The 24,623-nt window shown below is 71.8% G+C and carries 28 protein-coding genes and 1 tRNA gene; 13 read left to right on the forward strand and 16 right to left on the reverse strand.

What is annotated here, in order from left to right; genetic code table 11:
- Window positions 1–5: 5 nt before the first annotated feature.
- Window positions 6–644 (reverse strand): TetR/AcrR family transcriptional regulator, encoded by a 639-nt coding sequence (locus LXT12_RS16510; protein ID WP_233393377.1) that lies wholly within the window; start codon window positions 642–644, stop codon window positions 6–8.
- 139 nt (window positions 645–783) lie between these two features.
- Here LXT12_RS16510 and LXT12_RS16515 point away from each other — a divergent pair, with 139 nt between their 5' ends.
- Window positions 784–1,911, forward strand: a complete 1,128-nt coding sequence (locus tag LXT12_RS16515; protein ID WP_233393378.1) for a transporter — start codon at window positions 784–786, stop codon at window positions 1,909–1,911.
- A 35-nt stretch (window positions 1,912–1,946) separates the two neighbouring features.
- Here the strand turns inward: LXT12_RS16515 and LXT12_RS16520 are convergent, their stop codons facing one another.
- Window positions 1,947–3,371, reverse strand: coding sequence for a DUF1254 domain-containing protein (locus LXT12_RS16520; protein WP_233393379.1), 1,425 nt, complete (start codon window positions 3,369–3,371; stop codon window positions 1,947–1,949).
- A 236-nt stretch (window positions 3,372–3,607) separates the two neighbouring features.
- On the opposite strand from LXT12_RS16520, the gene LXT12_RS16525 reads away from it, so the two are divergent.
- Window positions 3,608–3,877 (forward strand): hypothetical protein, encoded by a 270-nt coding sequence (locus LXT12_RS16525; protein WP_233393380.1) that lies wholly within the window; start codon window positions 3,608–3,610, stop codon window positions 3,875–3,877.
- Window positions 3,878–3,892: 15 nt separating this feature from the next.
- Here the strand turns inward: LXT12_RS16525 and LXT12_RS16530 are convergent, their stop codons facing one another.
- Window positions 3,893–4,825 (reverse strand): NAD(P)-dependent oxidoreductase, encoded by a 933-nt coding sequence (locus tag LXT12_RS16530; protein ID WP_233393381.1) that lies wholly within the window; start codon window positions 4,823–4,825, stop codon window positions 3,893–3,895.
- Window positions 4,826–4,956: 131 nt separating this feature from the next.
- Between LXT12_RS16530 and LXT12_RS16535 the strand changes: the two genes are divergently transcribed.
- From LXT12_RS16535 to LXT12_RS16550, 4 genes are all read left to right on the forward strand, one after another.
- Window positions 4,957–7,002, forward strand: coding sequence for a M13 family metallopeptidase (locus LXT12_RS16535; RefSeq protein ID WP_233393382.1), 2,046 nt, complete (start codon window positions 4,957–4,959; stop codon window positions 7,000–7,002).
- 97 nt (window positions 7,003–7,099) lie between these two features.
- On the forward strand, window positions 7,100–7,525 hold the full coding sequence (locus LXT12_RS16540; protein ID WP_233393383.1) for a hypothetical protein: 426 nt from the start codon (window positions 7,100–7,102) through the stop codon (window positions 7,523–7,525).
- A 377-nt stretch (window positions 7,526–7,902) separates the two neighbouring features.
- Complete coding sequence (locus LXT12_RS16545; RefSeq protein WP_233393384.1) at window positions 7,903–8,274, forward strand: hypothetical protein; 372 nt, start codon at window positions 7,903–7,905, stop codon at window positions 8,272–8,274.
- A gap of 129 nt (window positions 8,275–8,403) precedes the next feature.
- Complete coding sequence (locus LXT12_RS16550; RefSeq protein ID WP_233393385.1) at window positions 8,404–9,708, forward strand: NAD(P)/FAD-dependent oxidoreductase; 1,305 nt, start codon at window positions 8,404–8,406, stop codon at window positions 9,706–9,708.
- A gap of 32 nt (window positions 9,709–9,740) precedes the next feature.
- Here LXT12_RS16550 and LXT12_RS16555 read toward each other — a convergent pair whose 3' ends face one another.
- The 3 genes from LXT12_RS16555 to LXT12_RS16565 all read right to left on the reverse strand — a co-directional run bounded on the left by LXT12_RS16555 (window position 9,741) and on the right by LXT12_RS16565 (window position 12,925).
- Window positions 9,741–10,352: a DUF4337 domain-containing protein gene (locus LXT12_RS16555; RefSeq protein WP_233393386.1), complete on the reverse strand. Its 612-nt coding sequence runs from the start codon at window positions 10,350–10,352 to the stop codon at window positions 9,741–9,743.
- Window positions 10,353–10,542: 190 nt separating this feature from the next.
- Window positions 10,543–11,709 carry a GGDEF domain-containing protein gene (locus tag LXT12_RS27050; protein WP_233393387.1) on the reverse strand — a complete coding sequence of 389 codons (1,167 nt, stop codon included), beginning with the start codon at window positions 11,707–11,709 and terminating at the stop codon, window positions 10,543–10,545.
- A gap of 22 nt (window positions 11,710–11,731) precedes the next feature.
- Complete coding sequence (locus LXT12_RS16565) at window positions 11,732–12,925, reverse strand: GGDEF domain-containing protein (RefSeq protein ID WP_233393388.1); 1,194 nt, start codon at window positions 12,923–12,925, stop codon at window positions 11,732–11,734.
- A 53-nt stretch (window positions 12,926–12,978) separates the two neighbouring features.
- Between LXT12_RS16565 and LXT12_RS16570 the strand changes: the two genes are divergently transcribed.
- The gene (locus tag LXT12_RS16570; protein WP_233393389.1) at window positions 12,979–13,725 is read left to right on the forward strand and encodes an SDR family oxidoreductase; all 747 of its coding nucleotides are present in this window, start codon (window positions 12,979–12,981) and stop codon (window positions 13,723–13,725) included.
- 3 nt (window positions 13,726–13,728) lie between these two features.
- Here LXT12_RS16570 and LXT12_RS16575 read toward each other — a convergent pair whose 3' ends face one another.
- Window positions 13,729–14,592: a septal ring lytic transglycosylase RlpA family protein gene (locus LXT12_RS16575; RefSeq protein WP_233393390.1), complete on the reverse strand. Its 864-nt coding sequence runs from the start codon at window positions 14,590–14,592 to the stop codon at window positions 13,729–13,731.
- Between the two features lie 49 nt (window positions 14,593–14,641).
- On the opposite strand from LXT12_RS16575, the gene LXT12_RS16580 reads away from it, so the two are divergent.
- Together LXT12_RS16580 and nadC are read left to right on the forward strand one after the other, a co-directional pair.
- Window positions 14,642–15,340: a fumarylacetoacetate hydrolase family protein gene (locus LXT12_RS16580; protein WP_233393391.1), complete on the forward strand. Its 699-nt coding sequence runs from the start codon at window positions 14,642–14,644 to the stop codon at window positions 15,338–15,340.
- Entirely contained in the window at window positions 15,337–16,203 is an 867-nt protein-coding gene (gene nadC, locus LXT12_RS16585) for a carboxylating nicotinate-nucleotide diphosphorylase (RefSeq protein ID WP_233393392.1), read from the forward strand. Before LXT12_RS16580 ends, nadC begins: the two co-directional genes overlap by 4 nt.
- Before the next feature lie 231 nt (window positions 16,204–16,434).
- Here the strand turns inward: nadC and LXT12_RS16590 are convergent, their stop codons facing one another.
- Genes LXT12_RS16590 through LXT12_RS16600 form a run of 3 tightly spaced genes read right to left on the reverse strand, consistent with a single transcriptional unit; the run spans window position 16,435 to window position 18,002 of the window.
- A complete protein-coding gene (locus LXT12_RS16590) occupies window positions 16,435–17,178 on the reverse strand; it encodes a proteasome-type protease (RefSeq protein ID WP_233393393.1) in 744 nt (247 codons plus the stop codon).
- A gap of 57 nt (window positions 17,179–17,235) precedes the next feature.
- Window positions 17,236–17,490, reverse strand: coding sequence for a hypothetical protein (locus LXT12_RS16595; RefSeq protein ID WP_233393394.1), 255 nt, complete (start codon window positions 17,488–17,490; stop codon window positions 17,236–17,238).
- A gap of 2 nt (window positions 17,491–17,492) precedes the next feature.
- A complete protein-coding gene (locus LXT12_RS16600) occupies window positions 17,493–18,002 on the reverse strand; it encodes a DUF4142 domain-containing protein (protein ID WP_233393395.1) in 510 nt (169 codons plus the stop codon).
- Window positions 18,003–18,228: 226 nt separating this feature from the next.
- On the opposite strand from LXT12_RS16600, the gene LXT12_RS16605 reads away from it, so the two are divergent.
- Both LXT12_RS16605 and LXT12_RS16610 read left to right on the forward strand, forming a co-directional pair.
- Window positions 18,229–18,762: a pyridoxamine 5'-phosphate oxidase family protein gene (locus tag LXT12_RS16605; RefSeq protein WP_233393396.1), complete on the forward strand. Its 534-nt coding sequence runs from the start codon at window positions 18,229–18,231 to the stop codon at window positions 18,760–18,762.
- 17 nt (window positions 18,763–18,779) lie between these two features.
- The gene (locus LXT12_RS16610; protein WP_233393397.1) at window positions 18,780–19,025 is read left to right on the forward strand and encodes a hypothetical protein; all 246 of its coding nucleotides are present in this window, start codon (window positions 18,780–18,782) and stop codon (window positions 19,023–19,025) included.
- 26 nt (window positions 19,026–19,051) lie between these two features.
- Here LXT12_RS16610 and LXT12_RS16615 read toward each other — a convergent pair whose 3' ends face one another.
- The 4 genes from LXT12_RS16615 to cueR form a co-directional block, all read right to left on the reverse strand.
- The gene (locus tag LXT12_RS16615) at window positions 19,052–20,437 is read right to left on the reverse strand and encodes a multicopper oxidase family protein (RefSeq protein WP_233393398.1); all 1,386 of its coding nucleotides are present in this window, start codon (window positions 20,435–20,437) and stop codon (window positions 19,052–19,054) included.
- Window positions 20,438–20,446: 9 nt separating this feature from the next.
- Window positions 20,447–21,889: a TolC family protein gene (locus LXT12_RS16620; protein WP_233393399.1), complete on the reverse strand. Its 1,443-nt coding sequence runs from the start codon at window positions 21,887–21,889 to the stop codon at window positions 20,447–20,449.
- 102 nt (window positions 21,890–21,991) lie between these two features.
- Complete coding sequence (locus LXT12_RS16625) at window positions 21,992–22,336, reverse strand: hypothetical protein (RefSeq protein WP_233393400.1); 345 nt, start codon at window positions 22,334–22,336, stop codon at window positions 21,992–21,994.
- Window positions 22,337–22,417: 81 nt separating this feature from the next.
- The gene (gene cueR / locus LXT12_RS16630) at window positions 22,418–22,891 is read right to left on the reverse strand and encodes a Cu(I)-responsive transcriptional regulator (RefSeq protein WP_233393401.1); all 474 of its coding nucleotides are present in this window, start codon (window positions 22,889–22,891) and stop codon (window positions 22,418–22,420) included.
- Window positions 22,892–23,019: 128 nt separating this feature from the next.
- Here cueR and LXT12_RS16635 point away from each other — a divergent pair, with 128 nt between their 5' ends.
- Window positions 23,020–23,220 carry a heavy-metal-associated domain-containing protein gene (locus LXT12_RS16635; protein WP_233393402.1) on the forward strand — a complete coding sequence of 67 codons (201 nt, stop codon included), beginning with the start codon at window positions 23,020–23,022 and terminating at the stop codon, window positions 23,218–23,220.
- 55 nt (window positions 23,221–23,275) lie between these two features.
- Here the strand turns inward: LXT12_RS16635 and LXT12_RS16640 are convergent.
- A tRNA-Arg gene (locus tag LXT12_RS16640) sits at window positions 23,276–23,351 on the reverse strand.
- A gap of 155 nt (window positions 23,352–23,506) precedes the next feature.
- Here LXT12_RS16640 and LXT12_RS16645 point away from each other — a divergent pair.
- Window positions 23,507–24,046, forward strand: coding sequence for a c-type cytochrome (locus LXT12_RS16645; protein ID WP_233393403.1), 540 nt, complete (start codon window positions 23,507–23,509; stop codon window positions 24,044–24,046).
- 55 nt (window positions 24,047–24,101) lie between these two features.
- Here the strand turns inward: LXT12_RS16645 and LXT12_RS16650 are convergent, their stop codons facing one another.
- Window positions 24,102–24,620, reverse strand: a complete 519-nt coding sequence (locus tag LXT12_RS16650) for a DUF2946 family protein (protein WP_233393404.1) — start codon at window positions 24,618–24,620, stop codon at window positions 24,102–24,104.
- Window positions 24,621–24,623: the final 3 nt, after the last annotated feature.

A 24,623-nucleotide genomic window follows, 5' to 3' on the forward strand; every position in this document is an offset into this window, starting at 1 on the left:
CGGCGTCAGCCTGGCACCGAGGCCAGCAGCGCCTCCACCGTGAGGTGCACCACCCGGCTGGCCTGGTGCTCGCTCAGCCCCTGCTCGCGGCGCAGCCGTATCCAAGCCTCGATGCTCAGCGCCAGGTCCAGGGCGTCGAGCAGCGGCGTGTTGGCGGCCACCTCGGCCGGCAGCAGGCGCTGCAGGAAGTCGCGCTGCAGGCGGGCCGACTCCATCAGGTCCTGCGACAGGAAGGCCGATTCATGGCGGTGCACCTGGGCCCCCACGTGCAGGGCGGCCAGCCGCTCGAAGATGCCGGCGCGGTGGCCGATGCTCTGCAGCACCCGCTCCTGCCAGGTCTGGCCATCGAGCCGGGCCTGCAGCAACGGCTGCAGCAGGGCGTCGAGGTCGATGCGGATCTCGCGGTAGAGGGTGTCCATGTCCTCGAAGTGCCGGAACACCGTGCGCAGGCCCACCTGCGCCCGCCGGGCCACCGCCTCGGCCGTGGGCGTGAGGTCGCCTTCGTGGATCAGCGCGGTCAGGGCTTCGACGATGCGGCGACGGGTAGTTAGACTGCGCTCGGCACGGCCATCGGTCTTGGCGTCGGGGCGGCCCGCCTGCGTGGGCGTGGCCGTGTCTCGAGTCTTGGCGCGGACGGTCTTCATGCCGGCATTCTGCCGACGCCGCCGCGCCGCCAGGGCCAAGTTGCGCCGCCCTCGCGTAAGCCCCTATTTCGGCGGGGCGCCGATGTTTTGACACTCCGCATGCCAAAAAATAAAGACAACAAGGGGGCGGAGAACGGATATGAACAATCGTCCTGGTTGGCTCGCCTGGGTGGCTTGCGCAGCCGCCTGCGGTATGGCTGCGCCGGCGCACGCCGCCGACGGGTTCAAGCTGCGGTTCCCGCTGTCGGGCACGCTCGGCGGTGAGATCGCGGTGGCCAACGAGACGCCGGGCTTCTTCGGCAGCCTGGTGGCGACGCAGATTGAGCTCGACAAGGTCACCGACGGCAGCGGCGAGCCGCGGCAGGTCGCCTCGTCGGGCGTGTTCGCCACGCCGTCGCCCGTGGCCGGGCGGGTGCGCACCGCGACGTGGTCGGGCACCGCCGACACCGACTTCCGGCAGTCCCAGACCAACGCCAACCTCATCCTCGGCTACCTGACCGAGGGCCGGTACGGCGGCGGGCGGCTGTCCTTCGTCCTCAACCTGCCCTACACGACGCGGCTGGACCGGCGGCTGACGCTCAGCGGCGCCACGCCGACCTTGAGCACCCTGTCGCCGGCCCTCACCTCGCCGCCCCTGCCGGCCGGCACGGCCGCGGCGGCCCAGGCCGCCGCCCAGGCGGGTTTCTCGACGGCCTACCAGGCCCAGCTCGGCGTGCAGTCCGCCGCCGGCTCGGGCGTTGTCGACGGCCTGGGCGACGCCGAGCTGACGGCCGCCTGGGTGGGGCGTGTCGACGGCCTGCGGGTGGTGACGGGCGTCACCCTGGCCCTGCCCACCGGCCGCTACGACGCCGCAAAGTCCATCAACGTCGGCTTCGGCAACTTCTACACCTTGCGGCCGGGCGTGGCCATGGCCTACAGCCCCGCGCCGGCCTGGACCCTGGGCCTGCGCGCCAGCATGGGCTTCAACACCCGCAACAAGGACAACCACATCAGGAGCGGCGACTTCGGCGCCCTCGACCTCGCGCTGGCCTACCGCGCCTCCTTCGGCGTCTTCGGGCCGCACCTGCTGATGGTCAGGCAGGTCTCGGACGACCTCGGCGGCAGCGTGGGCCCCAACCGCTTTGCCGCGACCGGCCTGGGCGCCTTCTTCACGACCCGCGTGCCGGGCGTGGACGCCGCCCTCAACCTGTCGTACATGACGATGGTGAACGCTCGCAACGCGCTGAGTGGCTCGTTCTACCAACTGCGCCTGTCCAAGGCGTTCTGAGCCTTGGGCCCATTCCTTGGGCCCGTTGGCAGGCGCTAATCCAGGCGCTCCAGCGCCGGCATCTGCCAGGCGCCGCTCAGGGCGGTGTGGCGCGGCCAGTACAGCCGGGCGACGAGCTGGAAGGGCTGGCCGGCCTGCACGGGCAGCCAGTTCGGGCGCCGCTCGGCGGCCGGCTGCTCCGCCTGCACCCACAGGTCCAGCGAGCCGTCCGCATTGCGCACCAGCGGGTCGCGGTCGCCCAGGGCATAGCGCTGCTGCGGGTTGGCGATGAGGAACTCGTCGGCCCCGTAGGCGGTGATGGACCAGAAGGCCTTGACCGGCGGCAGCTCCTGCGGGGCGAAGTGCAACCGGTAGCGCCGGCTGCCTTGCAGGGCCTGGCCCTGGGCGTCCAGCCGGGCGCTCATGTAGACGGCGTCCTGGGGCAGGTTGGCGCCCAGGCCCACCATCGCCACGGCGGCGCGGGTGGGGTAGTCGGTGCCGTAGTCGCCGATGGCCTGGGGCGGCGTGGACCAGCCGTTGCGCAGCCCTTGCGTCGAGGCGAGTGCCTGGGCGACGCGGTGATCGGCGATCGCGCGGCCGAGGCTCAGGCTCCACAGGTCCAGCAGCCCCCAGTCGGGCGCATGGCCGGGCTTGAAGCCGGTGCCCTCCAGCCGACGCAGGAGAGGCGCGTCGGCCGCCGCGGGCGGGTTGTCGAGCATCAGTGCGGCCAGGCGCCGGAAGAACTCGCGGGTGGCCAGGCTGTCGACGGCCTCGCGCGGCGTTGCCGGTCCGGCCGGCCAAGGTTCTTCCGGCGCCGCCGCGCCGCGCTGCGCACCGTCGCAGCGCAGGCGCAGGCCGTCCTGCAGGCGGTGGACGGTCTCGTAGTCGCCGCTGCCATTGGTCTGCGTGCGGCCGATCAGCCATGCCCAGCGTGTGGGCGACCGCATCACGGGCAGGCCGTCGTCCGGCGGCGGTGCCACGCCTGGCCCGACCAGCCAGTAGCGCCCGCCGCCGGTGCCCTCCGTGCGGGTGCCGAGGGTGGCGAAGACATTCGTCCACGCGTCCATGAAGGGCATGACCTCGTAGCGCTCGGCATTGGCCGGCATCTCGAACAGGCAGGGGCCCCGGGCGGTGTCGATGAAAGCCGAGGTGTAGAGGGTGTCCACGTTGGGCCGCACCACTTCCTTGAAGCCGGCGTCGGGGAACTGGCGCATGCGATGCAGGACGTTGGCCGGCGCGGCCAGCGCGGTGATGCGGTCGCGGCTGGCGTCGACGATGAGGAGGGGATAGCCGTACAGGTAGGCCTCGGCGCCGAGGGTGATCATGTCCGCCTGGGCTGCGAGCAAGGCGGCCGCCAGCGCCGGCACGGCGAGCACCGCCGCCACGAGGCCGCGACGCCGACGCCAGGTCCGCCGCGCCATTGGCGCCGGGGAGGAGGCGAGGCGCGGCGGTGCGGCCGGCTGGTCTCGGGAAGGGTTCATGAGGATCTCAAGTATTGGCGTTGCAAGTGCCAATTGATTGTGGCAGTCGGAGTGTCAACTCATGACGCACCCCCGACATCGGGGGAGACACCGAGCCGAGAGGCGGCGCCCGGCCTTCGCTCCGGGGCCTCGAGTCCTGGGGAAAACCCGTATCCCTGTCGCAGGCCGGGTGGCGCCGTCGTCTTTACAGGAAGACGGCTTCGTCGCCGCGCTGCAAGAACATCCCGGAGGTCCGCATGAAACCGCTGCCCGCCCCTCGCCGCCTGCTCCAGCTCGATGCGCTGTTCGGCCGCCGCCAGGCCTGGGGTGGTCCAGGCGCGCGCCGCGAGGCGCTGGAGCCGCAGTTCGAGGACGCGCGCTTGCCCGACGACATCGACGGCCTGGCCCTGCAGTGCATGGGAGGGACGCAGATCGGACGCATCGCCGCGGAGGTGGCCCTGGAGGAGGGCACGCGCCGCGTCTACCCGCCGCGCGGCGAGGCCCAGGTCATCGAGGCCAGGCGCTGAGCCGGCGGGGCCGGCTCAGATCGGCGTGCGCAGCGGTTCTCCGCGCTCCCAGGCGTCGACGTTGGCGATGAAGTTCTCCACCGTCGCGCGGATGGCCTGGGGCGACCAGCCGGCGACGTGGGGCGTCAGGATGACGTTGTCCAGGCCGAGCAGCTCGCGCGGCGGCTGCGGCTCGCCCTCGTAGACGTCCAGGGCCGCGCCGGCGATGCGGCCGGCGGCGAGGGCCTCGGCCAGCGCGGCGGTGTCGACGCAGCTGCCGCGGGCGATGTTGACCAGGTGGCCGCCCGGGCCCAGGGCCGCCAGCACCCCGGCGTCGACGATGTGGCGCGTGGCGGCGCCGCCGGGCGTGGCGACGACGAGGTCGTCGGCCCAGTCGGCCAGGGCCGTGGCGCTGTCGAAGTAGGTGGTGCCGTCGGCGTCGTGGCGGGGCCGGCGGTTGTGATAGCCGATCACCATGCCGAAGGCCGCCGCCCGCGAGGCGATCTTGCGGCCGATGCCGCCCAGGCCCACGATGCCCAGGCGCCGGCCGCCAAAGTTGGGGCGCAGCGGCAGGGCATCGCGCCAGAGGCCGGCGCGCAAGGCGGCGCCCTGCTGGGGCAGGGCCCGGACGCTGGACAGCAGCAGGGCCAGGGCGTGGTCGGCCACGCAGTCGTCGTTGGTGCCGGCGCCGTTGCAGCAGGCCAGGCCGCGCGCCCGTGCGGCGGCCAGGTCCAGGTTCTCGTAGCCGGCGCCCTGGGCGGCGAGCAGCTTGAGTCGCGGGCAGGCATCGATCTCGTCGGCCGTGAAGCCGGTGCTGCCGTTGGTCAGCACGAAGTCGATGTCAGCGGCGCGGGCCGCGATGGCCGCGGCGCGGCTGGCGGCGTCCGGCGCGTCGATGACGTGGTAGCGCTCCAGCAGCAGGGCCTTGTGTTCGGCGGCGATGGGAACGAGCAGCAGCAGCGTGGGCATGGCGAAGGCAGGACGGGCGGGGAGCGAAGCGCCCATCATGGCCCAAGCCGGCCACTGCGAACGGGGGATGCCGAATGGCCCGACCGCCGGACACGCCCACAATCGTGGCACCTGAAATTTCCGGCATCCCGATGAAACGACTGCTGATCCCGGCCCTGCTGGCGGCCACGCTCGCCCACGCCGCCGACGAAACGCCCCTGGACGCGCTGCCCTACACGCCCAGCCTCGACCCCACGGTGATGGACCGCAGCGTCGACCCCTGCGAGGACCTCTACCGCTTCGCCTGCGGTGGCTGGAGCGCCAGCAACCCCATCCCGGCGGACCAGTCGCGCTGGTCGGTCTACGCCAAGATGGCCAATGAGAACCAGCGTTATCTCTGGGGCGTGCTCGGCAAGCTGGCGCACCAGTCGGAGGGCCGCAGCGCCAACCAGGCGCGGCTGGGCGACTACTTCGCCGCCTGCATGGACGAGGGTGCGGTGCAGGCTGCGGGCATCAAGCCGCTGCAGCCCTGGCTGGAGCGCATCGCCGGCCTGAAGGACAAGCGGGCCCTGCCGGCCCTGCTGGCGGAACTGCAGCTCGCCGCCGGCAACGACCGGCTGTTCTTCGGCTTCAGCTCGGGGCAGGACTACGCCGACGCCACGCGCCAGATCGCCTTCGCCTCCGCCGGCGGACTCGGCCTGCCCGACCGCGACTACTACCTCAAGCACGACGACAAGACCGCCAAAGTCCGGGCGGCCTACGAGGCCCACGTGGCCCGCACCTTCGAGCTGCTGGGCGAGGCGCCCGAGGCGGCGCGGGCGAGCGCGCGCGCCGTGCTGGCCACCGAGACGGCGCTGGCCAGGGCCTCGCTGAGCAAGGTCGACAAGCGCGATCCCTACAAGATCTTCCACGCCGTCGACGCCCGCGGCCTGCAGGCGCTCACGCCGGGCTTCGACTGGGCGGCCTTCCAGGCGGCCCTGGGCACGGCTCCCGCGCAGGCCCGCTACAACGTCACCGAGCCGGCCTTCTTCAAGGCCTTCGCCGCGCGGCTGAAGGCCATGAGCCTGGCCGACGTGCAGACCTATCTGCGCTGGCAGCTGGCCAGCAGCCTGGCGCCGGCCCTGGACAACGCCTTCGTGCAGGCCAACTTCGATTTCTACGGCCAGGCCCTGCAGGGCACGCCGCAGCTGATGCCGCGCTGGAAGCGCTGCGTGCAGCTCGTGGACGTGCAGATGGGCGAGGCCCTGGGCCAGGAATTCGTCGCCCGCAACTTCACGCCGGAGCTGAAGGCCGCGACGGTGCAGATGACCGACGAGATCGAGGCCGCGATGGCCCGCAGCATCGACGGCCTGGCCTGGATGAGCACAGAGACCAAGGCCCGCGCCAAGGTCAAGCTCAAGGCCATCGTCAACAAGGTCGGCTACCCGGACCGCTGGCGCGACTACTCGGCCCTGGCCGTGCGGCGCGGCGACTTCCTCGGCAACGTCGTGGCGGGGAATGTCTTCGAGGCCCGGCGCCAGCTCGCCAAGATCGGCCAGCCGCTGGACCGCGGCGAGTGGAGCATGACGCCGCAGACGGTGAACGCCTACTACAACGCCCAGATGAACGACATCAACTTCCCGGCGGGCGTGCTGCAGGCACCGCTGTACGACGCGAAGCTGGACGACGCGCCCAACTACGGCAACACCGGCGGCACCATCGGCCACGAGCTGACCCACGGCTTCGACGACGAGGGCCGCCAGTTCGACGCCCAGGGCAACCTGAAGAGCTGGTGGACGAAGAAGGACGGCAAGGAGTTCGAGCGCCGCGCTGCCTGCGTCGCCGACCAGTACGCCACCTACACCGTCGTGGACGACATCAAGATCAACTCCAAGCTGACCCTGGGCGAAGACCTCGCCGACCTCGGCGGCCTCATCCTCGCCTGGGAGGCCTGGAAGGTGCACGTGGCCGGCAAGACGCTCGAGAGCCGTGATGGCCTGACGCCCGAGCAGCGCTTCTTCGTCGGCTTCGCGCAGTGGGACTGCGGCGACGCCCGCCCCGAGGCCTTGCGGTTGCGCGCCAAGATCGACCCGCACTCGCCGGCGCGCTGGCGCATCAACGGCGTGGTCGTGAACATGCCCGAATTCGAGAAGGCCTTCGCCTGCAAACCGGGCGCCGGGCTGGTGAAGCCGGCGGGGCAGCGCTGCAAGGTGTGGTGACGGCGGTGGGGCGGGGGTGTTCCCATGGCGCTGCCCGCCGTGGTCAACTTGCCGGTGCGGCCTGCCGTCGTCCAGGCCGGCCCGGACGGAGCCTGCCGTGAACACCCTTGCCCGCACCCTGATCGTCGCCACCCTCGTCGCCGCCCATGGCGTGGCGGGCGCCGGCCCGCGCTACTACGGGCCGCCGCCCTACCACCACCATCACCACCACCACGGCGCCGGCCTGGGCGGCTTGGTGCTGGGCCTGGCGGTGGCCGTGCCCCTCGTCGCGCTGGCGAGCCGGGCCGACCCGGCGCCCGAGGTGGTCTACGTGCCGCCCCCGGCGCCGCTGCCGCCGCCCGCGCCGGTGAGGCCGGCACCGGTCATCTACCCGCGCAACGGCCAGAGCGATGTACAGCGCGAGGCCGACCTGCGCGAGTGCAACCGCTGGGCCACCACCCAGCCGGCCGCCATGGCCGATGCCGGCGTCTTCCAGCGCGCCATCGAGGCCTGCATGGACGGCCGCGGCTACACGCTGCGCTGAGCGCCGGCCGCCGGGGCTGCTGCCGTGGCGTTGACGGCTCCCAGGACAGCAGCTTCACCAGGGCATCGGGGTGCAAGGGCAGGGCGGCCGGCCCGGCGATGCCCATCACGACGCAGATGGGGCTTAGGTTCGTCGCGCGTCTTCACCTGGCCGGTGGCCTTGGCGCCGCAGACGGTGAACGCCGACTACGACGCCCAGATGAACGACATCAACTTCCCGGCGGGCGCGCTGCCGGGCGCCGGGCTGGTGAAGCCGGCGGGGCAGCACTGCAAAGTGTGGTGACCGGCGCGGCAAGCTGCCGTGGACATGATGCAGATCAACATGCGCCGAGGGTCGAGGCGTTCAATGGCGGCCTGGACTTCCTTCGAGGACCCGCCATGAACACTGCGCGATTCATCACTGCATTGCTCCTCGCCGCCGGTGCCGGCAGCGTGCTGGCCCAGCCAGCCGGCCCCGGCCCCTGCATGGCCGCCAGCGGCGCCAGCGCGCCCGCGGCGGGCTGCGGTGGCGGCGGCCCGCACGCCCGCTGGGGCAAGGACTTCACGCCCGGCTGGCCCATGATGACGCCGGAGGAGCGCCAGGCCCACCGCGAGCGCCTGGCCAGCTTCAAGACCTACGAGGACTGCAAGGCCTACGTCCAGCAGCACCACGACGAGATGGCGGCGCGCGCCAAGGAGCGCGGGCGACCGGTGCCGGCAGCCCCTCGGCGCGACGCCTGCGCGCCGCTGAAGGCCAAGCCGTCGAAGTGATCGCCCGGCCAGGTCGGCCGGCGAAGCCATGACAGACGCGGTCGGGGCGGCGATGGCGACGCCCCGGGTCGGCATTTCCGAGCGCCATCCCATACGCGCCAGCCAGAGCGCGTCACGAGGAGACCCACCATGGCCCACGTCATCGTGCTCGGTGCCGGTATCGGCGGCATGCCCGCTGCCTACGAACTGAAGGCCGCGCTCGGGCCCGAGCACCGCGTCACCGTCATCAATGCGGTCGACCACTTCCAGTTCGTTCCGTCCAACCCCTGGCTCGCCGTCGGCTGGCGCGAGCGCGCGGCCATCACCCTGCCCATCGAGCCGGCGCTGGCCAGGAAGGGCATCGGTTTCATCGGTCAGCCCGTCGTCCGCATCGATGCCGAGGGCAATGCCGTGGAGTTGCAGGACGGACGCCGCCTGGACTACGACTTCCTCGTCATCACGACCGGCCCGCGCCTGGCCTTCGAGGAAGTGCCCGGCGCCGGGCCCGACGGCGGGCACACCGAATCGATCTGCACCACCGACCACGCCGAGCATGCGCAGGCCGCCTACCAGCGCTTCCTCGAAGATCCCGGCCCGGCGGTCATTGGCGCGATGCCGGGTGCCAGCTGCTTCGGGCCGGCCTACGAGTTCGCGTTCATCTTCAGCCGCGACCTGCAAAAGCGCAGGCTGCGCCACCGCGTGCCGATCACCTTCGTGACGGCCGAGCCCTACATCGGCCATCTCGGCCTGGGCGGCGTGGGCGACTCCAAGGGCATGCTCGAGAGCGAGCTGCGCAGCCACGACGTCAAGTGGATCTGCAACGCCAGGGTCACCAAGGTGGAAGCCGGCCGGATGTTCGTGACCGAGCTCGACGACCTCGGCCAGGTGAGGAAGGAGCACGAGCTGCCCTTCCGCTACAGCATGATGCTGCCGGCCTTCAAGGGCGTCGAGGCAGTCGCCCGGGTGGACGGCCTGTGCAACCCGCGCGGCTTCGTGCTGATCGACAAGCACCAGCGCAGCCTCAAGTACCGGAACATCTTTGCCGCCGGCGTCTGCGTCGCCATCCCGCCGGTGGAGGCCACCCCGGTGCCGACGGGGGCGCCCAAGACCGGCTACATGATCGAGTCCATGGTCACCGCGATCGTGCACAACATCGCGGCCGAGACTCGCGGCGAGCCCGCCTCCGCCGAGGGCACCTGGAACGCCATCTGCCTGGCCGACCTGGGCGACACCGCGGCGGCCTTCGTCGCGCTGCCGCAGATACCGCCGCGCAACGTGAACTGGGTCAGCAAGGGCCGGTGGGTGCGACTGGCCAAGATCGCGTTCGAGAAGTACTTCCTTCACAAGATGAAGACAGGCAGTTCCGAACCGGTCTACGAGAAGTACGTGCTCAAGGCCATCGGCATCACCCGGCTCGTCGGCCATGAAGGCGGCCAGCCGCCCGGCATGCCCTGACGCCGCCATGGCGCCGGCCCGGACGCAGCAGGTCAGGACAGCAGCTTCACCAGTGCATCGGGGTGCAGGGGCAGGGCGGCCAGCCCCGCGATGCCCATGACGACGCCGAAGAAGGTCGGCACCAGGGCCACGAAGTACAGCGGCCACAGGCGGGTGAGGGCCGTGACGGCCAGCAGAGCGATGGCGATGGCCAGCAGCGCGTCGGACAGGTCGAACTGGTCGTCGCGGTAGTTCAGCGCGTCGTAGGCCTTCTGGTCGGCCTCGGCCTGGGCCTTGAGTTCATCGCGCTTCTTCACCTGGTCAGTGGCCTTGGCGCGGTAGCTGGCGATGGCCTGTTCGTAGGCCGGAGCCTGGGCGGGCGCCACGCCGGCCTTGGCCAGTTCCAGCTGCACGGCAGTCGCCTCGGCCACGTCGGCGCGCAGGGTGCGTGACTGGTAGTAGGCCCAGTGGTCGAGCTTGTCGGCCTGGGCCTGCTGCATGGCCTGGACGATGTTGTCGTCCTTGACCTTGCAGATGCCCATGAAGGTGGCGAGCACGGCGACGGTCACCGCGACGGCGGCGTTCAGGCGCGCGGCGCTGGCTTCCTTGCGGGCCTGGGCGGCTTCGGCGGCGCGGTCGATGAGGTCCTTGGGGTCGAGGTCCATGGCGGGGGGGCTGAAGGGAGCTTGGGGCCGGAGTGTGGGGCCGTGCAGGCCTTGCGGAGGTGGGCGCGCCGTGGAGGCGGGTGGTTTGCAAGCTCGTTGAAACCCAGGGGGCGGGGAGAGCCTTTGCGGCTCGCTAAGCAACGCACCGAGTGGAAGGGCTCGGCAAACGCAACCCCAGCCGCCCGGCACCTCAAGCCTGCACCACGTTGCGCCCCTGCCCCTTGGCCCGATACATGGCGGCGTCCGCCCGGGCCAGCACCGCGTCGGCGCTGGCGTCGGCGCGCTCCGCTTCGGCGATGCCGAAGCTGGCGCTCAGCGGCCAGTCCTGATCCTGCCAGCGCAGCGGCGTGGCCTCGACGAGCGCGCGCATGCGCTCGGCCACGAGGGCAGCACCGGCGAGGTCGGTGTCGGGCAGCAGCACGCAGAACTCCTCCCCGCCCAGGCGGCCGAAGCGGTCCACCTCTCGCAGGCAGGGCCGCAGTTGCTCCACCATCAGGCGCAGTGCCGCGTCGCCCGCGGCATGGCCGAGACTGTCGTTGAGCTGCTTGAAACGGTCCATGTCGATCATCACCAGCGCATAGCCGCGACCTCGTCCGAGCCAGGCGTGGGCGTCGGCCAGGGCGCGGTCGAAGGCGCGCCGGTTGAAGGTGTCGGTCAGCGGGTCGCGCTCCAGCAGCCGCTCGATGCGCCGGATCAAGCGCAGCAGCACGAGGAAGGCCAGCGTCGTGTTCTGCAGCAGCATCGCCGTCAGGGCCGACCACAGCAGCGTGAGATTCAGCGAGGTCGGCACATGCACGTCCAGGCTGGCGACGGGCGCGATGAAGGTCGCGATGCCACGGACCGCCATCAGCAGCGCGATGAGGATCAGCGGCAGGACCAGCGGGGCCAGTGTGGAGCGGCCGTCCTTCTTCGCCTCGTCGCTCAGGCTGCGCCAGGCGGTGAGGCTGGCCGCGAGCAGCAGGCCGGCGCCGCCCGCGCTGATGATGCGCACGCGCCAGCGCAGGTCGCCATCGTCCGGCAGGGCCAGCAGCGCCAACGCCGCCAGGGAGACGACCATGACGGCCGCCTTCCAGTGCAGCCGGCGCGTGGTGATGGCCATCACCGCGACGCCCAGCAGCGCGGCGGAGGCCACGGCGAGCGTGTCGCCCAGCCAGCTGGCCGGCGTCCCGGGCATGCTGCCGCGCGAGGCGCGCAGCACCAGCGACAGCAGGGCGGCGGCATTGGCGCCGGCCATGGTCAGCGAGGCGCGCGGGGCGATGCGGGCCAGCGTGGCGAGGGCCAGCCAGACGAGGGTGGCGATGCCGGCGCACAGCCCGATGGCCGCGACCAGGGTCAGCGTGGGGCTGGGTGCGGTCACGGGGGCACCCCTGGTCCTGCGCTCATGCGGCGGCCAGCCCGTGGAATTCCGGCGCGGCGCAGACGCGATTGCGGCCCTCGGCCTTGGCGCGGTAGAGCTCGGCATCGGCGCGCGCCAGGCCGGATTCGCCGCGTGGGTCGTCCGTCGCGGGCAGCGCGACGCCGAAGCTGGCCGACAGCGGCAGCTCCACGCCCTTCCAGTGCAGCGGCTGGGCGGCCAGGGTGGCGCGCAGCCGCTCGGCGACGGCCATGGCCGTGGGCAGGTCCTGCGGGGCGGCCAGCGGCAGCAGCGCGCAGAACTCCTCGCCGCCGAGGCGGCCAAGCCGGTCCACGGCGCGCAGGCCGGCCTGCCACAGGCGCACGCAATGCTGGAGCGCCGCGTCCCCGGCGGCGTGGCCGTGTTCGTCGTTGATGCGCTTGAAGTGGTCGACGTCGATCATGACCAAGGCGAAGCCGTGGCCGCGCTGCAGTTGCGCCTGGGCCTCGGCCAGGGCCTGCTCGAAGGCGCGGCGGCTCAGCGCACCGGTCAGCGGGTCGCGGTAGGTCAGGTGCTGGATGCGCGAAATGACGCGCCAGATCAGCAGCGCGATCAGGCTCAGCGTGATGCCCGCGGTGACGACGAACCACAGCACGACGCGCGCTGGCGTGGGCGGCTCGCCGTCGAGCCCGTGGTCGCCCCAGCCCGGCAGGAGCAGCAGCGCCGCGACATGGCCCACCGAAAGGGCGGCCAGGGCCGCGAAGGGCAGGGTCATGCAGGCGGTGACGACCGGCGAGAGCTGGCCGCCGATGCCGCGCACCAGGTCGCGCACGGCCAGCAGCGACAGCAGCGCCACGCCGGCCGTGCAGGCCAGCTGCGGTGCGAGGCCCGAGCCGCTGGCCAGGCCCGCGGCGATGCCCAGGGCGCCCAGGCCGCCGACCCAGGCGATGTCGTGCACGCGCTGCCGGCTGCGCAGCATGTGCCGCAGCGCCAGCGTCAGCAGCGTGACGCTGGCCAGCAGGCCGAACGCGGGGACGGCCTGGCGCAGCAGCAGGGGCCAGCCGGCCGTGCACTCGCCGCAGCCCTGCGAGGCGATGCGCAGCAGATGGCCGGCCGCCATCAGCCGGGCCGCGCGCGGCGCGACCCGGAAGGTCTGCGCCAGCATCAGCCAGGCGAGGGCGGCCATCAGGTTGAAGACGGCGCTGACCTTGAGCACCGTCGGGACGTCGAGGAAATCCATGCAGCAGGAAATGGGCAGCCGCGCATCTTCTCCGACAAAGCCACAATGCGCGGATGACGGCTTGGGTCTTGATCACCGGGGGCTCACGCGGCATCGGCGCCGCGACGGCGCTGCGTTGTGCGCAGGCCGGCTGGGACGTGGCCATCAACTACGCCCAGGATAGCGCCGCCGCGGTGGCGCTGGCTTCGCGATTGGACGGGCTGGGTCGCCGTGCGCTGACCTTGCAGGCGGACGTGGCCGACCCCGGCCAGGTGGCCGCGATGTTCGAGCGGCTGGACCAGGCCGGCGGCCGGCTCGCCGGCCTCGTCAACAACGCCGGTATCGTGGCGCCCGCCGCGCGGCTCGAGGCGATGGACATGGCTCGCTGGCGGCGCGTCTTCGACGTCAACGTGATGGGCACGCTGCTGTGCTGCCAGCAGGCGGCGCGGCGCATGAGCACCCGCCACGGCGGCGCGGGCGGCGCCATCGTCAACCTCAGCTCGCGGGCGGCGGAGTTCGGCGCGCCCGGCGTCTACGTGGACTACGCGGCCTCCAAGGGCGCCGTGGACACGCTGACGCGGGGCCTCGGGCGGGAACTGATCGCCGAGGGCATCCGCGTCAACGGCGTGCGCCCGGGCATCGTCGAGACCGACATCCACGCCACCAGCGGCATGGCGGTGGCGGCGCCGGAGGTCACGTCGGCCATCCCCATCCAGCGCCTGGGCCGGCCCGACGAGATCGCCGAGGCCATCGCCTGGCTGCTCAGCGACGCGGCCAGCTACACGGTGGGCGCGATGCTGGACGTGGCCGGCGGGCGCTGAGGCTCAGCGCTTATCCACCAGGCTGGACTCCAGCCCGCCCTCGTCGCGCAGCCGCGCCGATGTGGCCCGGGCCTCCTCGACGCTCGGGAAGGGCCCGGCCCGCAGCCGGTGCAGGCCGGCCTCGCGCACGATGGTCAGCAGCGGCAGCAGGGTCAGGTCGGCCTCGGCGACGCGCTGGCGCAGGGCCTCGGCGCCGTCGAGCCGGGCGAAGGCGCCGAACTGCAGCCAGTAGCCGGCAGCGGCCGCCGCGACCGGGCTGCCCGTCGTCTCGCGCTGCGGCGCGCCCGGGGAGGTCTCGGGCACGAAGACCGGCGCGGGCTCGGAGCCGGGCTTGCGCCAGTTGCCGGCGCGGATCTCGGCATAGGTGATGCGCCGCACTTCGACGGGCGCGGTGCCGCGCAGCAGGTCGAGCTTGAGGGCGGCGGTGTAGCTGAGGTCGATGATGCGGCCCTTGTGGAAGGGCCCGCGGTCGTTGATGCGGACGATGACCTCGCGGCCGTTGGCGGGGTTGCGCACGCGGGCGTAGCTCGGGATGGGCAAGGTCGCGTGGGCGGCCGTCATGGCGTACATGTTGTAGACCTCGCCGCTGGCCGTCGGCCGGCCGTGGAACTTGCGGCCGTACCAGGAGGCCAGGCCCTTGTCGACATAGGGCTCGTCACCGGTGATGGGCTCGTAGCGCTCGCCCAGCACCTCGTAGGGCTTGTTGGGGCCACCGCTGCGGATGGACTCCAGGCGGGGCTGGGCGTCGGGCACCTTGGCGAGGTCGGGCGGCGGGTTGGGCAGGGGGCCGTCGCGGTCGATGCCCACGCCGGGAACGGTGGGCCGGCTGGCGCAGCCGGCCAGAAGGGCCAGGGCCGCCAGCAGCAAGGCCAGCCCAGTATGCTGCGCCCTCTGTCCCCATCGTCGATGCCATGCCATGAGCAACTTCGTCTTTCCTCCGGCCGAGATCCCCAGCGCCGCCGTCCGTGGCACGGACGCCCGCTACGCGGTCAGCCGCATCTTCTGCGTCGGCCGCAACTATGCCGATCATGCCCGCGAGATGGGCGCCGACCCGACGCGCGAGCCGCCGTTTTACTTCACCAAGCCGGCCTGCGCCCTGACGCCCTCGGGCAGCACCGTGCCTTACCCAACGGAAACGCGCAACTACCACTACGAGATGGAGCTGGTGCTGGTCCTCGGGGCGCCGGTCTTCCGCGCCTCGCCCGAGGCGGCGCTGGCGGCCATCTGGGGCTATGCCCCGGGCCTGGACATGACGCGGCGCGACCTGCAGGCGGCGGCCAAGGCGGCCGGCAAGCCCTGGGACACGGCCAAGGGCTTCGACCAGTCGGCCATCCTCGGCGAGATCGTCCGCGTGGCCGACGTCGGCCTGCTGCAGCGCGGCGCCATCACGCTGGCGGTCAATGGCGTGGAGAAGCAACGCGGCGACCTGGCCGACATGATCTGGAACCCGGCCGAGATCGTCGCCAACCTCTCCCAGCTCTACCACCTCCAGCCCGGTGACCTCATCTACACCGGCACGCCGGCCGGCGTGGGCGCGGTGGTGCCGGGCGACGTGCTCGAGGGCCGCATCGAGGGCCTGGGCGACATCCGGCTCACGGTGGGGCCGGCGGCATGAGCTTTCCCGAAGAGACCCTCGAGCAGGCCCGCGCGCGCAACATCCACGACGCCCTGGCCGAGGACATCGGCCGCTGCGACTGGACGGCCCAGCTCGTGCCGGCCGGCCGGCGCGTGGCCGCCCAGGTGCGCGTGCGCGAGGCCGCGGTGCTGTGCGGGCGCGACTGGTTCGACGGCGTATTCGCGGCGCTGGACGCGACCCGCCGCATCGACTGGCTGTACGACGAAGGCGCCGCCATGGCCGCCGACACCATCGTCTGCCGCATCGAAGCCGAGGGCCGCGCCCTGCTGTCGGCCGAGCGGCCGGCGCTGAACTTCCTGCAGCTGCTGTCCGGCACGGCCACGGTCACGCGGGCTCATGTCGACGCGGTCGCCGGCGCCAGCCCCAACCCGCGCGGCTGCGCCATCCTCGACACGCGCAAGACCGTGCCGGGCCTGCGCCTGGCGCAGAAGTACGCCGTCAGGGTGGGCGGCGGGCAGAACCAGCGCCTGGCCCTCTACGACGGCATCCTCATCAAGGAGAACCACATCGCCGCGGCGGGCGGCGTCGGTGCCGCACTGCGGGCGGCGCAGGCCCTGCAGGCGGGGGTGGACATCCAGATCGAGGTCGAGACGCTGGACCAGCTGCGCGAGGCCCTGGAGGCCGGCGCGGTGAGCGTGCTGCTGGACAACTTCACCGAGCCCATGATGCGCGAGGCCGTCGCCGTGAACGCGGGGCGTGCCCTGCTGGAGGTGTCGGGCGGCGTGGCGCTGGAGCAGCTGCGCTGGATCGCCGCCACCGGCGTGGACCGCATCTCCATCGGCCGCCTGACCAAGGACGTCAGGGCGGTCGACTATTCGATGCGGGTGCTCGGGCCGGTCTGACGTCTGCCCCACGCCCGGTCTCGCGTTGCTGAACGCGAGCGAGCCCGGTCGGTCTTGCAGACCGCGCAGCCGACAGAGCGGCTGCTCTTCGGCAGGCACGACAAGTCCTCAGGACTTGTCATGTCCGGCCCCAGCGCTGGCCCGCAATACCCCCGCTTCATCGGCGGGAGGTGGCCGTCGTCGCGTCGAGATGACCCCGACGCGTGCCCGTCTTGCGCGCAGGCGGCTCGCTCAGACGTCGAACCAGGGCTCGTTGGGGAGTTCGTCGAAGACCCGGCGCAGGCCCTTGCTCCAGCCGTCGCGCAGGGCCAGGAAGTAGGGGTCGTCGCGGCCGATGCGGTGGGGCGGCTTCATGGCCTGCTCGAACTGGTTGGCGCGCAGCATCAGGATGTCGATGGGCAGGCCGACCGACAGGTTGGAGCGGATGGTGGAGTCGAAGCTGACGAGGGTGCACTTGGCGGCTTCGTCCAGCGGCGTGCCGTCGTAGCTGATGACGCGGTCGATGATGGGCTTGCCGTACTTGCTCTCGCCGATCTGGAAGTAGGGCGTGTCCTCGGTCGCCTCGATGAAGTTGCCCTGCGGGTAGACGTGGAAGAGCCGCGGCCCCTCGCCCTTGATCTGCCCGCCTATGAGGAAGTTGGCGCCGAAATCGACGCTGTTGCGGCGGTCGTTGGTGTCGGCGTCGCGGGCGATGACCTCGCGCACCGTGCGCCCCAGCAGCACGGCGGCGTCGTAGAGGGTCGGCACGTTCAGCAGGTGCTCGCCCTCGCCCTTGAGGCGCTGGTTCAGCAGGGAGATGACGGACTGGGTGGTGGCCAGGTTGCCCGCCGTCAGGATGGCCAGCTCCCGCTGGTGCGGGATCTGGAACTGGTGCATCTTGCGGAAGCTGGCGATGTGGTCGACGCCGGCATTGGTGCGGGTGTCGGAGGCGAACAGCAGGCCCGAGCGCAGGCGCATCGCGACGCAGTAGGTCATGGGCGGTCCAGGACGGTTGGCTGGGTCGATTATCGCGGAGCCCCGCGCGCCGCCGCCTCAGCGGATGGGGCTGGACGGCGGGGCCGATGCGGGGCCGGACGCCGGCGGGAAGGAGGGTGGGGACGACGCGGGCGTGGACGGCGCCGATGGCGGAGCCGGCGGCAAGGGCGGCACGGCCGCGGCCGTGCCCGGGTCTGTGCCGGGCTCCGCCGTGGCGACCTGCTCGCTGCAGGCGGCCAGCAGGCCGAACACGGCGACGGCGGCCACCGCGGCGGCCAGCCGCCGCGCGGGCGTGAGGCGAGCGGCGGCCATGGTCACTTCTTGGGCGCGACGCTCAGCGCCTGGGCCATCTCGAGGTGGTGGCGCAGGCCCGGCAAGGTCTTCTCGGCCCAGGCCTTGACCTCGGGATCCTTGGCGTTCTTGGCGGCCTCCTCGAAGAGCTTGATGGTGTCCTCGTGGGCCTTGACGCCGAAGTTCTTGGCGAAGCGCTCGTCGAACTTGTCGTTGTCGCCGGCGTCGATCAGCTTGATCTCGGCCTTCTGCTTGACCGAGGGGCCGTCGGGCAGCTTGACGTTCTTCGTCGCGGCCAGGGCCTTGAGCTCGTCGGCGACCTTGGTGTGGTCGGCAATCATCGTGTCGGCGAAGGACTTCACGTCGGCGCTCTTGGCCTTGCTGACGGCCAGTTTGCTGGCCTCGATCTCGGCGGCGCCGGCATGGGCGGCCTCCTTCATGAACGAGGCGTCGGAGCGCGCGTGGGCGTGCGACGCGAAGGCGGTGACGGCGAGGACGAGGGTGAGGCTCATGAATCGCTGGAGGGGTCGCATGGAGGGCTCCTTGATGGTGGATGGGGCACGCCGGGCCTAAGCGCGCGCAGCGCCCGCCGGACGAGGCCAATTTAGGCAGCCGCGCAGGCCGCCGCACATCGGCGGCGGCCTACCCTCGCGTAGGAGAACAGGCGGCCGACGCGTTCCGACGCGTGACCGGCCTCCCGGCCGACAGCCTGGCGCGACATAACGACTTAGTCTGGGTACAGACTTCCAGGAGACTCTCATGCAAGACAGTGACCCGGGCGCGGCCGGTGACCGCGACGAAGACCTGGCCGGCGCTGCCGCCGCGCGCAAGGTGGCCGACCTCGTCGATGCCGGCGACACCTGCTTCTTCTGCACCCACAGCATGTCGGCCGAGTTGCATGCCCGGCCGATGACGGTGACGGAGGTGGAAGAAGACAGTGGCCGGCTCTGGTTCTTCACCGACGTCGACAGCTTCAAGAACATCGAGCTCGACCGCGACCCGCGCGTGACCTTGTTCTTCAAGGAGAGCGACTATGGCGGCCACCTCAAGCTCGACGGCACGACCACCGAGGTGACCGACCGCGAGACCATCCATCGCCTGTGGAACCCCAAGCTGCGCGCGTGGTTCGACGGCGAGGACGATCCGCGCATCAGCCTGCTGCGCTTCGACCCGAGCGGCGGCGAGTACTGGGACAACCGCCACGGTGCCGCCATCACCGGCATCAAGATGCTGTTCGGCGCTCTCGCCGGCCGGCGCGTGGACGAAGGCGTGCACGGGCAGTTGAACCTCTGACGCCCGAAGGAGCCGCCGTGAGCACCAATCCCCTCAGCCACGTGGGCCAGACGCCCCGTCCCGAGACTTCCGCCGCCGATGCCGCCGACGAACAGGCCGGCGACGCCGGCTCGCCGGAGCGCCAGCTCAACCCGAGCGAAGGCGGGCGCATCCCGCCGGACGGCCGGCCGCAGGCCGAGCCCGGCCCCACTTCGGCCCAGCCGCGCAAGATCCGCGATCTCAAGCCGGGCGAGCCGCCGCCGGAATCCAGCGCGGGGTCCTGACGCATCGTCCGGGTGGGCGGCCTGCCTCAGTGGCCTTCATGGCCTTCATGGCCTTCATGGCCGGCCGGCTTGCGCACCTTCAGCGTCTGCTCGCTGGCTGCGGGCCCGGCCGCACGGGCAGGTTCGGGCAACTCGGCCGTGTATTCGCTGGCCAGGGTGCCGGCCGGGTGGCGGTAGGCCCCGGGGTCGCGGTAGTCGCCGCGCGCGAGGTCGTCCCGCACCTTGACGACGCTGAACATGCCGCCCATGCCCACGGGACCGAACGGCCCGGTGCCCGTCATCATGGGCAGGGTGTTGTCCGGCAGGGGCATGTGCATCTGCGCCATGTCGTGCATGCCGCGGTCGCCCATGACCATGTAGTCGGGGATGAGGCGGGTGATCTTGTCGGCCACGTCGCGGTGGTCCACGCCGATCATCGTGGGCACGCCGTGCCCCATGGCATTCATGGTGTGATGGCTCTTGTGGCAGTGGATGGCCCAGTCGCCGGCCAGGGCGTCGAACTCGATGCAGCGCATCTGGCCGACGCCGATGTCGGTGGTCACCTCGGGCCAGCGGGCGCTCCTGGGCACCCAGCCGCCGTCGGTGCCCGTGACCTCGAAGTGCGGCCCGTGCATGTGGATGGGGTGGTTGGTCATCGTCAGGTTGCCGATGCGGAGGCGCACGCGCTCGCCGGTGCGCGCCACCAGGGGTTCGATGCCCGGGAAGGCGCGGCTGTTCCACGTCCACAGGTTGAAGTCCAGCATCGTGTTCACGCGGGGCGTGGCGCTGCCGGGGTCGATGTCGTAGGCGTTCAGGATGAAGCCGTAGTCCCGGTCCACGCGGTGCTGCCGCGGGTCGCGCGGATGGATGATGAACAGGCCCATCATGCCCATGGCCATCTGCACCATCTCGTCGGCATGCGGGTGGTACATGTGGGTGCCGGGGCGCTGCAGCACGAACTCGTACATGAAGGTCTTGCCCACCTCGATGGGCGGCTGGGTCAGGCCGGTGACGCCGTCCATGCCCGAGGGCACCTGCACGCCGTGCCAGTGCACGCTGGTGACCTCGGGCAGCCTGTTGGTCACGAAGATGCGCACGCGGTCGCCTTCGACGGCCTCGATCGTGGGGCCGGGGCTGGAGCCGTTGTAGCCCCAGAGCCTGGCCGTCATGCCTGGCGCGATCTCGCGCACGACGGGCTCGGCGACGAGGTGGAACTCCTTGACGCCATCCTTCATGCGCCAGGGCAGTGACCAGCCGTTGAGCGTGACCAGGGGCTGGAAGGGCCTGCCGTTGGGCGGCGAGGGTGGCACCTGCGTCGCCGGCGAGGTCTGCGATGCGGCCTCGGGCAGCAGGGCGGCGCCGGCGCGGCTGACGGCCGCGGCGCCCAGGAAGGTGGCGCCGGCGGCGCGGAAGAAGTGTCTGCGGTTGCTCATGTCTCGTCCTCAGTGGGCGGCGCCGGCGGCGGTTGCGGCGGCGGCCGGGGCGATGGGCGCGGCGCCGCCGGGCGAGAGGCCGGTCAGCGCGGTCTGCAGCCGGGTGTCGGCGATCCAGTAGTCGCGCTGGGCCTCGATGGCGGCCGTCACGGCAGCGACCTGGTCGCGCGAATCGGCCAGCAGCTCGAAGACGCTGGCGAGCATGCCGTTGTAGCGGAGCAGTTGTTCGTCGGAGATGCGCTGGCGCAGCGGCACGACCTCGTCGCGGTAGTGGCGGGCCAGCTCGAAGGCGGTGCGGTAGGCCGAGACGGCTTCGCGCACCTCGGAGCGGGCGCGCGTGGCCACCGCCGCCGCACGATCGACCGACTGCATGTAGATCGCCTCGGCTCGCGCCACGCGCGCCTGGCCGAAGTCGAACAGCGGCAGGCTGAGCTCGATCTCGTAGCCGTTGCTGCGGGGCTCGCCGCTGGTGCTCTGGTTCTGGTAGCCGGCGTGCAGCACGTTGATGAAGCGCGTGGCCCGCGTCAGGCCCAGCGCCCGGGCCGTGGCCTCGGCGTCGCGGCGGGCCATCAGCACGTCGAGCCGGCGGGCCATGGCCATCTGCTCGGCGTCGCGGGGCTGGGCGGGTTTGGCAGGCAGGTCGGGCAGCCGCTCGGGCAGCTTCAGGGCCGCAGCATCGCCATCCCAGCCCAGGGCGCGCACCAGCCGCTCGCGCGCGGCCACGGCCTGGTGCCGGGCTCGCGCCAGCTGCACGGAGGCCTCGGCCTGGAAGGCCTGCTCGCGCATCTGCGCCAGCTTGCTGAAGTTGCCGGCCGCGAGCATGCGCCGGGCCAGCTCGCTGGTGGCGTCGGCAGCCTCCTGGACCTGCAGGTGGTAACCGACCAGCTGCTCGGCGGTGACGGCCTCGAAATAGGCGCGGCGCGCGTCGGCCGCCACGTCCACCGTGGCGTAGGCGGCCTGGAGCTGGGCCTGCTCGAAGCGCTGCTGCTCCACCTGCCGGGCCATGGGCAGGGTCAGCAGGCCCAGCACGTCGAAGATCACGGCGCGGTCGATCTCGACGGCGCCGTGGCCGCTGAGCCGGCCGAAGGTGAAGCTGGGGTTGGCGAGGCGGCCGGCGCGCACGAGGTCGGCCTCGGCGATGCCGAGATCGGCATAGCGGGCCTGGAGATCACGGTTGCCGAGCAGGGCGAGCTCGACGGCGCCGTCGGCGCTGAGCGGCTGCCGCAGCAGCTCGTCGATGTGCGTCCGTGCCGCGGCCGAGGCCTCGGCGCTGCGCTGCAAGCTGGGCTTGAGGCCGGTGCGGTCCTGCGTGAGCTGTTCGACGCGGCCGAAGCCGCCATCGGGCGAGAAGGAGGCGCAGCCCGCCAGCACGAGGGAGGCGAGGGCGAGAGGGGTGAAGCGCAGCATGGCAGGCGGCCCGGCACGGCCGGGTCGGGGTGGGGAGATGGGCATGGCGGTGAAGGTTCTGACGGCCCGGCGGTCGTGACTGCGGGCAGCTCCCGTGCGGAGGGCGCACGAGTCCCTTGGAGGCCTGTCGATGCAGGCCCGGCGGGGTCAGGCCGTTCGTGGCGGGCGTTCCTGCCCGCCCGACAGGAAGCTGGCGGGCGGCAGCCAGGGCTCGGGAAAGGCGGCCGAGGCCGCTTCGGGTGGCTCGGGCAGGTCCGACCCTGCCGCGGGCAGCGGCGTGAGGGCGCAGAAGGCCGCGCACACATGGCATCGGTCCTGCGTCGCCTGGCCGTAGTCCTGGTGGCAGGCCTCGTGGCCCTGGCCCGCATGGGCGAGCTGATGCATGGCCGGTCCGGCGGCCAGCGGCTGGCAAAGCATGGCGGCGGCCACCGCGCCCCGCAGCGGAAGCAGCAGGGCGAGAACGACCAACAGCCAGATGCGCAGGAGTCTCACGTGGGAAAGCCTAGCAGAGGGACGACGCGGGGCCTTTGACGCCCCGCAGGACAGAGCTTGCAGCTTGCCATCGTGGCAAGGTCAAGCGCCCTTGCCGTGGCGGCGCGGCACGGCGCCATGGGCCGCGGGACGCGGCGGGGCGGGCACGCCGACGGCTGCTGCGGAGGGCTGGCCTTCGAGGCTTTCGAGGATGGGGCAGTCGGGCCTTTCGTCGCCGTGGCAGCAATGCACCAGTTGCTCCAGCGCCGTCTTCATGGCCTGGATCTCATCCATGCGCGCCTGCAGGTCCTGCAGGTGCACCTGCGCCAGGGCCTTGACCTGGCGGCTGGAGCGCTCGCGGTCCTGCCAGAGGCTCAACAGGTCGCGGATCTCGTCGATGGAAAAACCCAGGTCGCGCGCGCGGCGGATGAAGCGCAGCACATGCAAGTCCTTCGCCGCGTACTGGCGGTAGCCCGACTCCGTGCGGCTGGCGGGCGGCAGCAGCGCGACACTCTCGTAGTGACGGATCATCTTGGCTGACACGCCCGAGGCGGCGGCGGCTTCTCCGATGTTCATGGCGGCTCCTTGGCGCGCAGTGTGTCAGAGCCGCCGGCCCCTGCGGCTTGACCGCGGGCAAGGCCTTGACCTGACCACGATGGCAAGGTTCAAAGTCCGTCCGTCACTCGCCCTTCAAGGAGAATCCCATGATCGTTTTCGAAGTCCCCGACATGAGCTGCGGCCACTGCGTCGGCGCCATCACCGAGGCCGTGAAGACCGTCGACGGCGCCGCCAAGGTCCAGGTCGACCTGGTCGCCCACCGAGTGCAGGTCGAGCCCGCGACGGCCGACGCCGCGATGCTCGAGGCTGCCATCAGGGAGGCGGGCTACACGCCGGCGCTGGCCTGAGCCGGGCTGGGTTCAAAAAAAGCACCTGGCTGTGAAGCCAGGTGCTTGTCATGTCTGGCGCGCCCGGTTGGGATCGAACCAACAACCCCTGCCTTCGGAGGGCAGTACTCTATCCATTGAGCTACGGGCGCGAAGCCGCTCATTCTAACAGCGGGCTTCCCCGGGCCGGGGAGGGTGGCGGGCGCCTCCTATAATTCCGCGGTTTTTTGCGTCGCGCGGCGTACCTTGCGCGAGCGAACACCGACGAAGACCTAGGCAATCCGAGCAGGATCGACAAGAGGAATCCATGAGCGCCAGCCACGACCACAACCAAGACGACGCCCATACCGGCCCGATCAAGACGCCCAAGCAACTGGCCTGGGCCGTGCTGCTCGCCTTCGTCGTGCCCATCCTGGTCATCATCCTGCTGGCCAACTACGTCAGCACCGACACCAAGCCGGCCGCAGGCACCGGCGCGCTGGATGCCCAGGCCGTGGCCGAGCGCATCGCGCCCGTCGGCCGCGTCGAGGTCAAGGACGCCAACGACGCCGCGGCCCTGCGCACCGGCGAGCAGGTCTTCCAGGCCCAGTGCTCTACCTGCCACGCCAGCGGTGCCCTGGGCGCGCCCAAGCTGGGCGACGCGGGCGCCTGGGGCCCTCGCATCAAGAACGGCGTCGAGGCCCTGTTGACCTCCGCGCTCAAGGGCAAGAACAACATGCCGGCGCAAGGCGGCGGCGAGTTCAGCGATTTCGAGATCCACCGCGCCGTGGTCTACATGGCCAACCAGGGCGGCGCCAAGTTCGAGGAGCCCAAGGCTCCCGCCCCGGCCGCCGCCGCCGCGAACTGAGCGTCGCCGGCCCCGGCAGGAGAGCCCGCCGCGTGCGGGCTTTTTTGCGCCTGCCTCAGGCAGGCTGCGGCCGGCGCTGGTAGCGGTGGATGGCCGGCAGCTTGGCGGCGATGCAGTCCTGCGGCGTCCAGCGTCCGGCCTCGATGGCGTCGGCGGCCAGCGCCATGTCCTGGGTGTGCACGAGGCCCAGGCCCAGGTCGGCCAGCAGGTAGAGGTGGCCCGCCTCGTCCAGCCAGGCAGACTCGACCTGCGCCTCGCGGCCGGTGTGGCTGAGCACGGCGCCGCCGGGCTGAAGCCGCCAGATCCAGGGCGTGCATTCCAGTTCCACGTAGACGCGCTGCGGGCCGTTCTGGAAGAACCAGGCGCCGCGCTCGTCGCAGTCGTAGTTGCGGCCGATGAAGGCGAGCAGCTTGTCGTGGTCGATGCGGCTGCCCTTGACCCGCGGGAAGGGCCCGGCGCGCTGGATGCGCTCGTCGCGCATGTACCAGTCGCCGCGCGCGTCCAGCGCCAGCCAGCCGTAGCAGTGGGGCACGTTGGGCCACTTTTTCAACGCGGCCTGGACGATGTCATCCATCGA

The sequence above is a fragment of the Pelomonas caseinilytica genome (assembly GCF_021353235.1).
GTDB classification, from domain to species: domain Bacteria; phylum Pseudomonadota; class Gammaproteobacteria; order Burkholderiales; family Burkholderiaceae_C; genus Pelomonas; species Pelomonas caseinilytica.